The following is a 15,125-nucleotide window of genomic DNA, read 5'->3' as shown; positions in this document are numbered from 1 at the left end:
GACTACTTCCTGAATACATAATTCCCGCGGATCTTGCGCCACAACCCGAATACATCAGTACGTGGGAAGATGGCAATCCGGCGGATCTTAAAAGGGTCCTGGTGCATTGCTTTGGGGCCACTATTGGTAGCAACGGCAAAACGATACCCGGCGGCGATAGCCTGCTCCTTGGCACTCTCGTTCATATCTCCGTAAGGGTAGGCAAACGAGAGCAGCGGATGGCCAAGCAGGGCCTCCAGTTGGCGTTTATTCTCCTGAATTTCATGGGCTTGTTGTTCAGGGGTGAGCTTGCTCAAACGGGGGTGAGTCAGAGTATGACCACCAATTTCCACATGACCGCTGGCAGCCAGCGCCTTGACCTGCTCACCACTCATCAATGAAACCTTGGTATCCGGATTGGTCGGATGCTCCACATCCCAACGGTTATAGCCTTCACCGGTAACCACGTACACCACGGCTTTATAACCATATTTTTCCAGCAGCGGCAGCATGCGGGTCAGATTGTCCTGATAGCCATCATCGGCAGTGATCATCAGGTACTTCTTGCCGTATTGCAGACGGTGGATAAAACCTTTGTCCGCCAAATCGCGGAAAGTCAGGGTTTCGTAGCCTAGCCACTTCATCAGTCGCAGATGCTTCTCGAACATGGCGATCGGCATCCAGGTGCCGTGCACTCCTTTCTCGCTATCCTGCTCGATAAAGCGGTGGTACATGATGATCGGCATCTCCCGGCGCAGGGTTTCGACTACGGCATCCTGATAGATGGTTTCGAGGCCAGATACTACCCCCTGCAAGCCATACTCATCCTGAATGCGTTGGCGAATGACTTCCGGCACCGTCTTGCTGGCCAGGGCAGATTCGATTTCTCCCTTCAGGGCGTCAAAATCAATGGCCAGATCCTTGGGTCCAATGTCGCCGAAGTTGCTAGCCAGCGCTTCATCCAGATTCTGTTCAGTCACCAGACCGATTGCCCTGGCTTCACCAATGGCAAAGGCGGGCCGACCACAGAGCAGTGCTTCCATCGCCACCCGACCGGCACCAATCACCAGATCGCAACTCGCCAGCAGAGCGGGCACATCATCGACATAACCGACAAACTCGGCGCGACCTTCGAAACGGGCAAAGCGCTCCGGCACCTTGGTACCGCTGACAATCCGCACCCGACAGGCATCCAGATCAAGCACTTCGTCGAGCAGGCGGTAACAGAGCTCCCCTTTGGGGCCGCTCAGGCGCCCAATGATGGCGATCACCGGCTTTGGGTTGTCCGGCGCAGGCACAGGCTGGAATTTGTCGGTTTCGATACCGTTGCGCAGCACCTGCACGATCGCGGGATCGACCCCCAGATTGTCGACTATCTGATGGGCAATATCCTCACAAACGGCAACCGCTCGATAGCCGAGGGCATGGAAGGCTTTACGCGAAGCGTGCACCGGCTGGCGACCATGCACCGTGGTAATCATCGGGGTGCCAGTCAACTTGCAAGCCACATAACTGCTCCAGCCGGAGGCGCGGGAGTGAGCATGCACCAACTGAATATGGTGTTTCTTGATGAGGTATATAAGGTAAAAGACGTGCCAGAAGCGTCGCAGAATGCTGCGTTTGTTGAATCTCAGCGTGAAGACGGGGCCAAGAGTCGGTTTGGTCAGGGTGTCTGAAACGTAAAAAACATTGTGACCACGCCGAGTCAGTTCGTTACCGACCGTAGTGGCATAGACCTCAGCTCCCGTTACCTCGAGCTGGGAGAGTGCCATCAATACATTCATCCTGTGCGCCCTCCGCCAAAAATACCCGAACATATCACACAATGGGAAGAGTGTTTGCTCTCACCATCCAATAACTGCTCGATCTGTCTCATACTCTCCCGCAGATTGAAAATCTTGGCTCGCTCCTTCGATAAGGAACTATATGTTGATAGCATCTTTTTATTTTCAACCATTTGGCGTATTGCCAATGCCAGCGCATGTTCATCCCCGACAGGAACAAGAACACCATATTTTCCACCATCAAGAGCTTCATTAGGTCCAGTACAATCTGTTGACACAATGGCCTTTCCCAACGCCATCGCCTCAACGAGTACAACTGGATAACCCTCATAGTATGAAGACATGACAAATAGATCACTAGCAGCAAGAAATGGATATGGATTTTCTTTGAATCCAAGTAAACTTGTACTGCTACCAATATTATTGTTTTTTATAAATAACTCGAGCCCCGCTCTATCATCACCCTCCCCTAAAATAGTAAGGTGATAATTAGCTCCGGCATCAATATTTATCTTATGAGCAGAAAGTAATATATCGAATCCTTTTTGGGCATTGCATAACCGTCCAATAGCAATAACTTTTATTTTCCCTTCACTCGTAATAGGCTCATGACTCTTCTGCATTATGCCATCGATATCAACAGGGTTATAAACCACATGAGTATATGATTTCACCTCAGGATACAAATTCAATAATGCATCTTGTGCACCTTTAGAGACACAAACAATCTCATCCATTTCCTTATAAACTTTTCGTTCAACTTTCCTGGGAAGAATTTGATGACATATCAAGTCTATATGGACCCACGCTATTTTTCGTACAATAGCATTCAGGTGGGATAACAACAGCGAGCTATTGCCTTCCAAAAATGCCACACCGACATCATATCGTTCGCTAAATATGAAACTGGCCAAGCATTTGGTATTGACAACAAAATTCCACCAACGTTTTTTAATAGAAAATAAAATTTTCCGCTGAAACCACCCCGATGGTTCGGTCGGCAACAGAAATTTTACTGTTACATTTTTGGGGACCTGAGATAAATATACACCCTCACGCCTCAATAAAAGCAAAGTTATAGCGTACTTACTAAAATCCAAACGCTTAAGCGTTTCAACAAGGACCTTTTCGGCGCCTCCTCCGCCCAATGTTTCCATTATAAATAAAACTTTTTTCTTCATGCTTACCACATAGAAAATAATGAAAAAGCCGCCTGATTGGCGGCCATTCCGCAAGAGCGAATAATTAAGCCCGGTTGAGCCAGGCCATGTAATCCGCTACCCCTTCGGCAACGGTTTTGAACTCGGCGTCATAACCCACGCTGCGCAGCTTGGTCATGTCAGCCTGGGTGAAGCTCTGGTAACGACCCTTGAGGTGATCCGGGAAGGGGATGTACTCAATGGCTCCCTTCTGATGATGCTTGATCACCGCTTCGGCCACGTTCTGGAACGGCTCGGCACGGCCGGTACCGCAGTTGAAGATGCCGGAGTGCTGCGGGTTCTGCCAGAACCAGAGGTTTACCTTGCAGACGTCGTCAATATAGATGAAGTCACGCATCTGGCCACCGTTCGGGAAGCCATCGCAACCTTCGAACAGCTTGGGATTCTCGCCCTTCTTCACCTGGGTATTGAGGTGGAAGGCAACGGAGGCCATGGAGCCTTTATGCTGCTCGCGCGGGCCGTAGACGTTGAAGTACTTGAGGCCGACAACCTGAGAGTTGATCTCCGGCATCCAGCGGCGCACGTACTGGTCAAACAGCTGCTTGGAGTAGCCGTAGACGTTGAGCGGCTGTTCGAACTTGGGATCTTCGATGAAGTTGTCGTTGCGGCCACCGTAGGTCGCGGCAGAGGAGGCGTAGATGAACGGAATTTCGCGCTCGATGCAGTAGTGGAACAGATCCTTGGAGTACTCGTAGTTGACCTCCATGATGAACTTGCCGTTCCACTCGGTGGTGGCAGAGCAGGCGCCTTCGTGGAAGATCACCTCGATGCCGTTGTCCCACTCTTCAAACTCGTCACCGGAGACGATCCGAGCCTGAAACTCGTCCTTGTCCATGTAGTCAGCGATGGTCAGATCGACCAGGTTGACGAACTTGGTGCCGTCGGTCAGGTCATCAATGACCACGATATCGGTCCGTCCTTGAGCGTTCAGCTGCTTGACCAGATTGCTGCCGATAAAGCCAGCACCGCCAGTTACTACGATCATGGAGTTTGCCTCTCGTACGTTGATGGCTACATGTGACTGCTTGTTAAAGCTGTGTATAGTGAGCCAATTTGAAATTGCCGAAAAGTTTATCACGGGCCGCCCGGGGATTCGACCTTGTTCAAAACTGCCCCGAGCGGAACCTGTTGGAGGAATGAGTGATGAAAACCAGAGACAGGATCATTCACAGCGCGACCGAGCTGTTCAACGATCAGGGTGAACGCAACATCACCACCAACCATATTGCGGCGCACATGGGCATCAGCCCGGGCAACCTCTACTACCACTTCCGCAATAAAGAAGACATCATCCACTCCATCTTCGACCAGTATGCCCGCCACCTGAGCGAGAGCTTCGTGCCGACCCGCAACCGTGAGATCACCCTGCAGGATCTGATGGGCTATCTGGATGCCATCTTCTATCTGATGTGGCAGTTCCGCTTCTTCTACGCCAATCTGCCGGACATCCTGAGCCGTGACGAACCGCTGCAACAGAAGTACCTCAAGGCCCAGGAACAGATGCGCTCTTCCGTGGTCGCGCTGCTCAGAAGCCTGCGCGAAGGCGGCATTATCGATGTCAGCGATGAAGACCTGCCGGATCTGGGCCAGACCATCAAGATGGTGGTGACCTGCTGGATCCCGTTCCAGATTGCCCAGGCCCCCAACACCCGCATCACCAAACCGCTGCTCTATCAGGGCGTGTTGAAGGTGCTGTTCCTGCTGCGCCCCTATGTGCAACCCCAGGTGGCCGGACAGATCCAGCAGCTGGAGCAACACTACCGTCAGCTGGCCCAACCAGCTGGGTGAGATCTGTTTCACATTTGTTGAATATCAGCACAATCATTTGAATTTACCGCAACAGATTGCAGTAAAATGTCGCCCTCTGTTGATACGCAGCTGAAATAGCCAATAAGGATCGAGGATGTCTAACGGATTCTATCGTCACCTGACCGAGCAACTGAACCAGGTGCAAGCTGAAGGGTTGTACAAGCAGGAGCGCATCATCACCTCCGCCCAACAGGCCAGCATCGCCGTCGGCGGTGAGCAGGTACTGAACTTCTGTGCCAACAACTATCTTGGGCTGGCCAACCACCCGGATCTGATCGCTGCCGCCCATCAGGGACTCGACAGCCACGGCTTCGGCATGGCCTCGGTGCGCTTCATCTGCGGCACCCAGGACCAGCATAAAGCGCTGGAGCAGAAGATGTCTGCCTTCCTCGGCACCGAAGACACCATCCTCTACTCCTCCTGTTTCGATGCCAATGGCGGCCTGTTCGAGACCCTTTTCGGCGCCGAAGATGCCATCATCTCCGATACACTCAACCACGCCTCCATCATCGACGGCGTGCGGCTGTGCAAGGCCAAGCGCTATCGCTACGCCAACAACGATATGGCCGAGCTGGAAGCCCAGCTCAAGCAGGCTGACGCCGATGGCGCCCGCTTCAAGCTGATCGCCACCGACGGTGTCTTCTCCATGGATGGGGTCATCGCCGACCTCAAATCCATCTGCGATCTGGCAGACAAATACGATGCGCTGGTGATGGTGGATGACTCCCACGCCGTCGGCTTTATCGGCGAAAACGGTCGTGGCACCCACGAATATTGCAGCGTGATGGATCGGGTCGACATCATCACCGGCACCCTGGGCAAGGCGCTCGGCGGCGCATCTGGCGGCTATACCTCCGGCAAGAAAGAGGTGATCGACTGGCTGCGTCAGCGCTCCCGTCCTTACCTCTTCTCCAACTCGCTGGCCCCCTCCATCGTTGCCGCCACTATCAAGGTGATCGACATGTTGGCGGAAGGTCACGACCTGCGCGCCCGCCTGAAAGAGAACAGCCGTTACTTCCGCGAGCAGATGAGCGCCGCCGGTTTCACCTTGGCAGGCGCCGACCACGCCATCATTCCGGTGATGCTGGGGGATGCCAAACTCGCCTCCGAAATGGCGAGCCGCATGCTGGCAGCCGGCATCTATGTGGTGGGCTTCTCCTTCCCGGTCGTGCCCAAGGGTCAGGCGCGTATTCGCACCCAGATGTCTGCCGCCCACACCCGCGAGCAGCTGGACAAGGCGATCGACGCCTTTATCCGCATCGGCCGTGAACTCGGCGTTATCTGATTTGAATCAAGGGGCTGCAGCCCCTTTTTTCTGCATTCATATTGAAGGAACAGCCATGAAAGCACTCTCCAAACTGCACAAAGAGGTCGGCATCTGGATGACGGATGTGCCGGCTCCCGAGCTCGGCCACAACGACCTGCTGATCAAGATCCGCAAAACCGCTATCTGCGGCACCGATATCCATATCTACAACTGGGACGAGTGGTCCCAGAAGACCATTCCGGTACCCATGGTGGTCGGCCACGAATATGTCGGCGAAGTGGTCGCCATCGGTCAGGAGGTGCGAGGCTTCGCCATCGGCGATCGGGTCTCCGGCGAAGGGCACATCACCTGCGGTCACTGCCGCAACTGCCGCGCCGGGCGCACTCACCTCTGTCGCAACACCATTGGCGTTGGCGTCAATCGCCCGGGTGCCTTTGCCGAGTATCTGGTGATCCCCGCATTCAACGCCTTCAAGCTGCCGGACAACATCCCGGACGAGCTGGCCGCCATCTTCGACCCGTTCGGCAATGCGGTGCACACCGCCCTCTCCTTCGATCTGGTGGGTGAAGATGTGCTCATTACCGGTGCAGGCCCCATCGGCATCATGGCCGCCGCCGTCTGCCGCCATGTGGGTGCGCGCCACGTGGTGATCACCGACGTCAACGAATATCGACTGGAGCTGGCCCGCAAGATGGGCGCCACCCGCGCGGTCAACGTGGCCAAGGAGAAGCTGGCTGACGTGATGAGCGAGCTGGGCATGACCGAAGGGTTCGATGTGGGGCTGGAGATGTCCGGCGTCCCGAGCGCCTTCCAGGAGATGCTCGACAAGATGAACCACGGCGGCAAGATCGCCATGCTCGGCATCCCCCCCTCCACCATGGCCATCGACTGGAACAAGGTGATCTTCAAGGGACTGTTTATCAAAGGGATCTATGGCCGCGAGATGTTCGAGACCTGGTACAAGATGGCCAGCCTGATCCAGTCCGGGCTGGATCTCTCCCCCATCATCACCCACAGATTCCACATCGACGAATTCCAGCAGGGGTTCGATGCGATGCGCTCCGGCCACTCCGGCAAGGTGATCCTGAGCTGGGATAAATAACTCATTTCACCCCTTGGGTACCCGAAACCCGGCGAATGCCGGGTTTCTTTTTATCTCCACCACCCGAATTGCCGTGATATCGACCAAAACTTTGTACGCAGAGTGTTTAACACTTCACACACAAGCGTTTAAATGGCTGTAACTATTCGGTTATAATCCCGTCGTTTACATGGATAATAAAAGACTGCTGGGAGTATATGAGCGTGTTGAAAAAACTGAGCTATTTGCTGGCTGTCGGGATGACGGCCGCCAGCTTGTCTGGGGCAGTGCTTGCTGCCGATGAGATGTCACCGGAAGCCATTGCCGAGCGGATCAAACCAATCGGTCAGGTCTATACCGCCAAGGATCTGGAAGGTATTGCCGGCGCGAGTGCTGCACCGACGGCGGCCGCCTCTTCCGGTCCCCGCGATGGCGAAACGGTATACAAGGGCGCCTGCTTTGCCTGTCACGACACCGGCGCCGCCGGTGCCCCCAAACGGGGTGACAAGGCAGCCTGGGATCCTCGCATCGCCCAGGGCATTGATACTCTCAAGAAACATGCCATTGAAGGCTTTACTGGCAAGTCCGGCATGATGCCTCCGCGCGGCACTTGTGCGAACTGTAGTGATGAAGAGATTGAAAACGCCATCCACTACATGATCGACAAGCTGTAAGTATTTGAAAGGGCCGCAATTGCGGCCCTTTCAATCTATCGGCTTCCGACTACTCTTGTAAGGTAGACATATCGGGAGTTGCACATGTCGTCCCAATCCATCGAACCCCATTACTCAACTCCTCTGTTGGCGTTGGTCTCTGCCATTATGGACTTCCCGGCGCCACAAACCGCCACGTCTGACGATTACGATGCCCTGATCCAGCAGATTGACCAACTCTGCCCGCTGCAACATTTCGGCATGCTGGGCCTCTCCGATACCGGTCTGAACTGGCTTTACGCCTACAAGGTCAGCGACATCTTCAAGCAACAGCTGGGCCGTGAGCAGTCCCGCATCACCGATCAACTCACCCAGCTGGATGAAGCCGAAGGGTGGTGCGTCTTCCCCATCGAGCATGGCCAGATACAGTGGTTGCTGGCGCGTGGCACACCAGCCGACCTGCCGACCCTGCGTCTGCTGCTGGAGTGTCTGGCCAAACGGCTGACCGAAACCCAGGCGGGATCCCATCTCACCGAGCTCCCTTCACCGCTGATCCGCAAAGACCCGAACTGGAAAAAGAAAATCGAGAGCATCAGCCGCATCATGCGGCTCGCCAATACCCTGCCGGCTCAGGCGCTCTTCTCCCAACTGGAGGCGGTACTGCGCCAGATGCTCACCATAGAGGACATGCTGCTGGTCAGGTTAACCAGTCAGAAGCTGGAAAAGATCTACCCTGCCCATCCCCATCAGGGAGACGAGTTCATCAGCGGCTTGTGCCACAGCACCAGCAATATCGAGGTGAGCAGGGAGTCCCGCTACTGGCACAGCATGCCGCTGCGGCTGCAACAACAGTACTTCGCCCACTTCATCATCAGCACGGCTCAACCGCTGGAGACCGACGACAAGCTGTTTCTCGACTTTCTGCGTGGCCAGCTCACCCTGCTGCTGGAGCTGAGACGGATCCGCCAGCAGCTCAACGACATCAATACCGAAGACTCCATCAACCAGCGGCTGCAACAGCTGCGTCAGACCAACCTCAGGCTGCAAAAGCAGCTCAAGCAGCATCAGGAGCTGGAACGGCGGTTGCAATTCGATGCGCTTCACGACCCGCTGACCCAGCTGCCCAACCGCGCGCTGTTGATGAACCACCTCAACCACGCCATGACCCACTACAACCGCTACAAGTCACCGGGATTCGCGGTGATTTTTATCGATGTGGATCACTTCAAGCAGATCAATGACACCCTGGGCCACAGCGCTGGCGATCAGCTGCTCAAGGAGGTGAGCCGCCGCCTGCAGACCTGCATCCGGCAAAACGATCTGGTGGCCAGACTGGGGGGCGACGAGTTTGTCATCTATCTGGACAGCAGCAAGAGCGACGATGACATCAGCCCGGTGCTCAACCGCATTATCAGCCGTCTCTCCTACCCGTTCCGGCTACTCGGCAACGAGTTGAGCATTACCGTCAGCCTTGGGGTATCGAGCGTCTCCGAGCAAACCTCAGATATCAGCCAGCTGCTCCATCAGGCCGATTTGGCCATGTATCAGGCCAAGCGCAATGGTCGCAGTCGCATCGTCAGCTACTCGGATGATTGCATCAACCAGAACTGGAATTCGCCGGAAGAGATGCTGGCCAGAGCCCTGCGGGAGGGGCGTATCGTCCCCTATTTCCAACCGGTGATCCGGCTGCAGGATAGCCGCCTGACCGGACTGGAGGTGATGGCGCGCTGGCTGACCGAGGAGGGGATTCTGAAGGATGCGTTCGACTTTATTCCGCTGGCGGAGCAGTGTGGCCTGATTCTGGAGCTGGATTACCAGATCCTGCGCCACACCTGCCAACAGCTGAAGAACTGGCTGCCAATCTCCGGGCAGGGCAAGTTCAAGGTCGCCATCAATCTGTCGGGCAAGCATCTGGTCAACCATGACCACATCATGCGGCTGATGGGAATTATCGAAGAGGAAGGGGTCGCCCCCGGCTATCTGATTTTTGAATTCAACGAGCGGGAGCTGTCGCGACAAGATTCCGATGCACTGGCATCCCTGCATGACCTGAGGGCAAAGGGTATCCAGATCAGCCTCGATGATTTTGGTACTGGCTTCTCCTCTCTCAACGCCCTGTTCCACTTCCCGGTGGATTACATCAAGGTGGATGACAGCTTTACCCAGCGGATGCTGCAATCACCCAAAGATTTGGCGCTGATCCGCGCCATGCGCGATATCTGTCAGGATCTCGATTACACCCTGGTAGTCGAGGGGATCGAGAACCAGCAGCAATTGCAGAAGCTGATTGATATCGGCTGCCGGATGGGGCAAGGGCGCTATATCTCACCGCCCATGCCGGGAGCAGACATAGTACCGCTACTGACCCCGGCCAATCCTTAGGATTAATCCTTCTTGAACAACGCCCGCAGGTTGGCAACACCGACCTGCCCCTTCTGCTGGCGCTCCTCGGCAGTCACCTTCTTCTGGTTTTCCCACTCCAGATCATCCTGCGGTAGCTCCAGCAGGAAGCGGCTCGGCTCTGGCCGTACCGACTCGCCAAACTGACGCCGCTCCTTGCAGAGGGTAAAGGTCAGCTCGGTCTGGGCCCGGGTGATCCCCACGTAGGCGAGACGCCGCTCCTCCTCGACGTTGTCTTCATCTATGCTGGTCTGGTGGGGCAGCAAGCCCTCCTCCATCCCCACCATGTAGACATAAGGGAACTCCAACCCCTTGGAGGCATGCAGCGTCATCAACTGCACCTGATCCGCATCATCCTCCCCTTCGTTGCGCTCCATCATGTCGCGCAGGGTGAGGCGAGTGACCACCTGAGCCAGCGTCATCGACTCCTCCAGCTCATCCCCTTCCAGCATCTCGGTGATCCAGCGATAGAGGGTAGAGACGTTCTGCATCCGCATTTCGGCCGCTTTCGGGCTGGGGGAGGTCTCGTAGAGCCACTCTTCGTAGTGGATCTCCTTAATCATGTCCCGCACCGCCTCCACCGGATTGCCGCGCAGCGCTTGATCGCCAAGGCGCACCAGCCAGTTGGTGAATGCCTGCAGGGCCACGAGTCCGCGCCCGGAAAGGTGCTGCTCCAGCCCCAGCTCGAAGCTGGCGGCAAACAGGCTCTTGCCACGTTGATTGGCATACTGCCCCAGTTTTTCGAGGGTAGTGGGGCCAATCTCGCGGCGCGGCAGGTTGACCACCCGCAGGAAGGCGGTGTCCTCATCCGGATTCACCAGCAGCTTGAGGTAGGCCATGATGTCCTTGATCTCGGTGCGGGAGAAAAACGAGGTGCCTCCGGAGATACGGTAAGGAATCCGGTTGGTCATCAGCGCCTTCTCGAAGATGCGCGACTGATGGTTGCCCCGATAGAGGATGGCGTAATCCTTGAACCGGGTGCGGTTCATAAACTTGTGTCCCATCATCTCGGCGGCGATCCGCTCCGCTTCGTGCTCCTCGTTCTTGGCGAACAGCACCTTGAGCTTCACCCCTTCATCCAACTCGGAGAAGAGCGCCTTGTCATAGACGTGCGGGTTGTTGGCGATCAGGATGTTGGCGCACTTGAGGATCCGCCGCTTGGAACGGTAGTTCTGCTCCAGCTTGATCAGCTTGAGGCTGGGGAAATCTTCGCTCAGCAGCACCAGGTTCTGCGGCTTGGCACCGCGCCAGGAGTAGATGGACTGGTCATCGTCCCCCACCACGGTAAAACGGGCCCGCTCGCCGACAATCTGCTTCACCAGCTCGTATTGGCTGGTGTTGGTGTCTTGGTACTCATCGACCAGCAGATAGCGGATCTTGTTCTGCCAGCGCTCACGCACCTCCTGATTGCTCTTGAGCAGCAGGGTGGGCATCACGATAAGGTCGTCAAAATCCAGCGCGTTATAGGCTACCATCTGGCGGTGATAACGCTCATAGAGCTGGGCCATCAACACCTCGTCCGGCCCGCGAGCAATACGCATGGCGCGGGCGGGCAGGATCAGATCGTTCTTCCAGTTGGAGATTTGGCTGATAAGGGCCGAGAGCTTGTCCTTGTCGTTGTCGAGCTCGTCTTCAGTCAATTCTTTCAGCAGCGCCAGCTGGTCGGTGTCATCGAACAGGGAGAAGTTGGCCTTGAGATTCAGGCTCTTGTGCTCACGACGAATGATATCGAGACCCAGTGTATGGAAGGTGGAGACCATCAGCCCCCGCGCCTCCTTGCGGCCCAAAGTCTGGCCGACCCGCTCTTTCATCTCCCGCGCCGCCTTGTTGGTAAAGGTGACGGCGGCGATATTGCGCGCACTGTAGCCGCACTGCTGCACCAGATAGGCAATCTTGTTGGTGATGACGCGGGTCTTGCCCGATCCGGCACCCGCCAGCACCAGGCAAGGGCCGGAGACATACTTGACCGCTTCGTTCTGATTGGGGTTGAGCTTCATGGGCCGGATCTCTTGGCTTATGATGAGGGGCGGCATTGTACCAGAAATCACCCGACGAGCCGTACCTGCTACACGGCAGGCAACCGCCAATCGGGCTTATCGCGCCTTGTGTTCGGGCGCTATTTTCAGGATCATGACCGACCTTTCGAAGTGATGACTTTTTCCAGATGATGAGGGGAGCATGAATCAGCAACAGCACGCCCAACTGCGCAGCCAGTTTCCGGCCTTGGCGCAGGAGGTAAACGGCCACCCTCTGATCTATCTGGACAACGCCGCCACCACCCAGAAACCGCAAGCGGTACTGGATGCCATCGCTCACTACTATCGGGCCGACAACGCCAACGTGCACCGCGCCGCCCACGCCCTGAGTGGCCGCGCTACCCGCGCCTTTGAGGCTGCCCGCGAGACGGTCGCCCGCTTTATCAATGCGCCCCGCAGCCACGAGGTGATCTGGACTCGCGGCACCACGGAGGCGATCAATCTGGTGGCCCAGAGCTGGGGGATGAGCGAGCTCAAGACAGGGGACGAAATCATCCTCAGCACGCTGGAGCACCACGCCAATATCGTCCCGTGGCAGCTGGTCACCCAGCGCACCGGCGCGGTGATCCGGGTTATCCCGCTCGATGAGCGGGGCGATCTCGATCTGGATGCCTATCATGCCATGCTGGGGCCACGCACCCGGCTGGTGAGCGTGGCCCACGTCTCCAATGCCCTCGGCACCGTCAATCCAGTCAAAGAGATGGTGGCTGCCGCCAAAGTGGCCGGCGCCCTGACCCTGATCGATGGCGCTCAGGCGGTGGCTCATCTCGAGGTGGATGTGCAGGCCATCGGTTGCGACTTCTACGCCTTCTCCGGTCACAAGCTCTATGGCCCGACCGGCATCGGTGTGTTGTGGGGCCGCACCGAACTACTGGAGCGGATGCCGCCCTGGCAAGCCGGTGGCGAGATGATCGATCGGGTCAGTTTCAGCGGCACAACCTTCAATACCCTGCCCTTCAAGTTCGAGGCGGGCACCCCTCATATCGCTGGCGCTATCGGCCTCGCCGCCGCCATCGACTTTGTGATGAAGCAAGATCGGCAATGGTTCGCCCAGCATGAGCAGACCCTGACAGACTATCTGGTCGCTGGCCTGCAACAGGTGCCGGGGCTGCGTCTGATAGGCGAACCCGGCCAACGCGCCGGTGCGGTCTCTTTCCTGCTCGATGACATTCACCCGCAAGATGCCGCCACCCTGCTCGATATGCAGGGGATCGCCCTGCGAGTCGGCCATCACTGCGCCATGCCACTGATGGAATCCCTCGGGATCGGCGGCACCATGCGCGCCTCGCTGGCCTGCTACAACAATCGGGACGATGTCGACACCCTGCTGGCCGCCCTGCACAAACTCAGTGACTTCTTCTAAGGCAGACAACCGAATGAGTGACCTCGCAAGATATACCCAGATTGGCCTTGAGCCCAACGCCGACACCATCCGCCAGCAGTTTGCCGCCGCTCACGGCTGGGAGAACCAGTACCGGCTCATCATCCAGCTCGGCAAGCAGTTGCCGGTGCTACCCAGCGAATGGCAGCAGGAGGAGTTCCGCCTCAAGGGGTGTGAAAGCCTGGCCTGGCTGAAGGGGGAACAAAGCGAAGATGGTTGCTGGCACTTTGCCTGTGATTCCGATGCCCGCATCGTTCGGGGCCTTATCGTCATCGTGCTGGCGGCGCTCAACCACCAATCGTCTGCGGCGATCCAGGTTTTTGATATGGAAGGCTATTTCAGCGAACTGGGGCTTGAGAAACACTTGAGCCCGTCACGAGGTAACGGGCTCAGAGCGATCGTACTGGCGATCCGGGAACAAGCGGTCTAACCCGCCTTGTGCAGAGGTCGATTAGGCTTCACCAATCGACCCGGCGTTTTCATTCCCGGCTTCTTTCTCGGCTCGGGCGCCCCGCTCGGCAATCTTCTTCAATACCCGGGACGCGGCAACCAGCCCGAAGGTTGCCGTCACTGGCGTCACAGCGCCAAAACCGGAAGCGCAATCCATCTTCATGGTGCCATCGCTGGCCGCTTTGGCCTGACAGGTACCGCCATTGCCATCCGGATAGCTCAGCTGCTCGGTTGAGAAGACACACTCCACTCCGAATTTGCGTGCAGGATTCTTGCTGAAGTTGTGCAACCGGCGCAGGTCGGAGCGCACCTTGGCGGCCAACGGATCCTGAATGGTCTTGGCCAGATCCGCCACTGTGATTTGGGTCGGGTCCATCTGCCCGCCAGCACCACCCGCTACAATCACCGGAATCTTGTTGCGCTTGCAGAAGGCAATCAGCGCCACCTTGGCTTTGACCGAGTCAATGGCGTCCACCACATAGTCAAACTCCCGCTTGATATGCTCAGCCAGGTTATCGGCAGTGATGAAATCGTCCACCTCGATCACATCGCAATCCGGATTGATGGTGCGAATGCGCTCGGCCATCACTTCTGTCTTGAGGCGACCAACCGTCCCCTGCATGGCGTGGATCTGACGATTGGTGTTGGTGATGCAGATATCGTCCATGTCGATCAGGGTGATCTGGTTGATACCGGCACGGGCCAGCGCCTCCGCCACCCAGGAGCCTACGCCACCGATCCCCACAACACAGACCTTGGCCTGGCTAAAGGAACGCAGTGCGTTCTGACCATAAAGACGGGCAATGCCCCCGAATCGCTGTAGATATTCTGCTTTCATACCACCACCTTGCTTGAGGGCGGCCATTATAACGACAACCAACGCCAGCGGCGATGGCAGAACCGGAGAAAATCGGGAAGGACAAACAGAGACAATGGCAGAGAAGAGAGAATAAAGGTCAATTATTAGACGATTTTCTGAGTTGTAGCTAATAAAAAACCCCGCTCATTGAGCGGGGCTTCTTGTATTGGGTGCCTGGCAGTGTCCTACTCTCGCATGGCGAATGC

At 56.5% G+C, this 15,125-nt stretch carries 12 protein-coding genes; 7 read left to right on the top strand and 5 right to left on the bottom strand.

Features of this window, described 5'->3' with window-relative positions:
- Positions 1 to 2: 2 nt before the first annotated feature.
- From G5171_RS14805 to rfaD, 3 genes are all read right to left on the bottom strand, one after another.
- Entirely contained in the window at positions 3 to 1,763 is a 1,761-nt protein-coding gene (locus G5171_RS14805) for a polysaccharide deacetylase family protein (RefSeq protein WP_421251007.1), read from the bottom strand.
- Entirely contained in the window at positions 1,760 to 2,944 is a 1,185-nt protein-coding gene (locus G5171_RS14800; protein ID WP_421251006.1) for a glycosyltransferase, read from the bottom strand. The genes G5171_RS14805 and G5171_RS14800 overlap by 4 nt, the downstream gene beginning before the upstream one ends.
- 64 nt (positions 2,945 to 3,008) lie before the next feature.
- Positions 3,009 to 3,968, bottom strand: a complete 960-nt coding sequence (gene rfaD, locus G5171_RS14795) for an ADP-glyceromanno-heptose 6-epimerase (RefSeq protein ID WP_021230709.1) — start codon at positions 3,966 to 3,968, stop codon at positions 3,009 to 3,011.
- 158 nt (positions 3,969 to 4,126) lie between these two features.
- Here rfaD and G5171_RS14790 point away from each other — a divergent pair, with 158 nt between their 5' ends.
- The 5 genes from G5171_RS14790 to G5171_RS14770 all read left to right on the top strand — a co-directional run bounded on the left by G5171_RS14790 (position 4,127) and on the right by G5171_RS14770 (position 10,175).
- On the top strand, positions 4,127 to 4,771 hold the full coding sequence (locus tag G5171_RS14790; RefSeq protein ID WP_005340848.1) for a TetR/AcrR family transcriptional regulator: 645 nt from the start codon (positions 4,127 to 4,129) through the stop codon (positions 4,769 to 4,771).
- A 115-nt stretch (positions 4,772 to 4,886) separates the two neighbouring features.
- Positions 4,887 to 6,077: a glycine C-acetyltransferase gene (locus tag G5171_RS14785; RefSeq protein WP_421260371.1), complete on the top strand. Its 1,191-nt coding sequence runs from the start codon at positions 4,887 to 4,889 to the stop codon at positions 6,075 to 6,077.
- Positions 6,078 to 6,132: 55 nt separating this feature from the next.
- Positions 6,133 to 7,161, top strand: coding sequence for an L-threonine 3-dehydrogenase (tdh, locus tag G5171_RS14780; protein WP_005340852.1), 1,029 nt, complete (start codon positions 6,133 to 6,135; stop codon positions 7,159 to 7,161).
- Between the two features lie 197 nt (positions 7,162 to 7,358).
- The gene (locus tag G5171_RS14775) at positions 7,359 to 7,814 is read left to right on the top strand and encodes a c-type cytochrome (RefSeq protein ID WP_041234042.1); all 456 of its coding nucleotides are present in this window, start codon (positions 7,359 to 7,361) and stop codon (positions 7,812 to 7,814) included.
- An 84-nt stretch (positions 7,815 to 7,898) separates the two neighbouring features.
- Positions 7,899 to 10,175 carry a putative bifunctional diguanylate cyclase/phosphodiesterase gene (locus tag G5171_RS14770; RefSeq protein WP_123172112.1) on the top strand — a complete coding sequence of 759 codons (2,277 nt, stop codon included), beginning with the start codon at positions 7,899 to 7,901 and terminating at the stop codon, positions 10,173 to 10,175.
- 2 nt (positions 10,176 to 10,177) lie between these two features.
- Here G5171_RS14770 and rep read toward each other — a convergent pair whose 3' ends face one another.
- Positions 10,178 to 12,190 carry a DNA helicase Rep gene (gene rep, locus G5171_RS14765; RefSeq protein WP_139430132.1) on the bottom strand — a complete coding sequence of 671 codons (2,013 nt, stop codon included), beginning with the start codon at positions 12,188 to 12,190 and terminating at the stop codon, positions 10,178 to 10,180.
- 181 nt (positions 12,191 to 12,371) lie between these two features.
- Between rep and G5171_RS14760 the strand changes: the two genes are divergently transcribed.
- Both G5171_RS14760 and G5171_RS14755 read left to right on the top strand, forming a co-directional pair.
- The gene (locus G5171_RS14760; protein ID WP_421260370.1) at positions 12,372 to 13,592 is read left to right on the top strand and encodes an aminotransferase class V-fold PLP-dependent enzyme; all 1,221 of its coding nucleotides are present in this window, start codon (positions 12,372 to 12,374) and stop codon (positions 13,590 to 13,592) included.
- 13 nt (positions 13,593 to 13,605) lie between these two features.
- Positions 13,606 to 14,040: a SufE family protein gene (locus tag G5171_RS14755; RefSeq protein WP_179902894.1), complete on the top strand. Its 435-nt coding sequence runs from the start codon at positions 13,606 to 13,608 to the stop codon at positions 14,038 to 14,040.
- A gap of 21 nt (positions 14,041 to 14,061) precedes the next feature.
- Here G5171_RS14755 and tcdA read toward each other — a convergent pair whose 3' ends face one another.
- Positions 14,062 to 14,898 carry a tRNA cyclic N6-threonylcarbamoyladenosine(37) synthase TcdA gene (gene tcdA / locus G5171_RS14750; protein WP_421251002.1) on the bottom strand — a complete coding sequence of 279 codons (837 nt, stop codon included), beginning with the start codon at positions 14,896 to 14,898 and terminating at the stop codon, positions 14,062 to 14,064.
- Positions 14,899 to 15,125: the final 227 nt, after the last annotated feature.

This window comes from Aeromonas sp. 600774 (assembly GCF_049175075.1).
Classification (GTDB): Bacteria; Pseudomonadota; Gammaproteobacteria; order Enterobacterales; family Aeromonadaceae; genus Aeromonas; species Aeromonas veronii_A.
The sequence above is the reverse complement of the archived record's forward strand: the minus strand, read 5'-3'. Positions and strand labels throughout refer to the sequence as shown.

Coding starts and splice junctions, on each gene's coding strand:
- G5171_RS14805 (WP_421251007.1), bottom strand. CDS start 1,763: ATGAATGTATTGATGGCACTCTCCCAGCTCGAGGTAACGGGAGCTGAG.
- G5171_RS14800 (WP_421251006.1), bottom strand. CDS start 2,944: ATGAAGAAAAAAGTTTTATTTATAATGGAAACATTGGGCGGAGGAGGC.
- rfaD (WP_021230709.1), bottom strand. CDS start 3,968: ATGATCGTAGTAACTGGCGGTGCTGGCTTTATCGGCAGCAATCTGGTC.
- G5171_RS14790 (WP_005340848.1), top strand. CDS start 4,127: ATGAAAACCAGAGACAGGATCATTCACAGCGCGACCGAGCTGTTCAAC.
- G5171_RS14785 (WP_421260371.1), top strand. CDS start 4,887: ATGTCTAACGGATTCTATCGTCACCTGACCGAGCAACTGAACCAGGTG.
- tdh (WP_005340852.1), top strand. CDS start 6,133: ATGAAAGCACTCTCCAAACTGCACAAAGAGGTCGGCATCTGGATGACG.
- G5171_RS14775 (WP_041234042.1), top strand. CDS start 7,359: ATGAGCGTGTTGAAAAAACTGAGCTATTTGCTGGCTGTCGGGATGACG.
- G5171_RS14770 (WP_123172112.1), top strand. CDS start 7,899: ATGTCGTCCCAATCCATCGAACCCCATTACTCAACTCCTCTGTTGGCG.
- rep (WP_139430132.1), bottom strand. CDS start 12,190: ATGAAGCTCAACCCCAATCAGAACGAAGCGGTCAAGTATGTCTCCGGC.
- G5171_RS14760 (WP_421260370.1), top strand. CDS start 12,372: ATGAATCAGCAACAGCACGCCCAACTGCGCAGCCAGTTTCCGGCCTTG.
- G5171_RS14755 (WP_179902894.1), top strand. CDS start 13,606: ATGAGTGACCTCGCAAGATATACCCAGATTGGCCTTGAGCCCAACGCC.
- tcdA (WP_421251002.1), bottom strand. CDS start 14,898: ATGAAAGCAGAATATCTACAGCGATTCGGGGGCATTGCCCGTCTTTAT.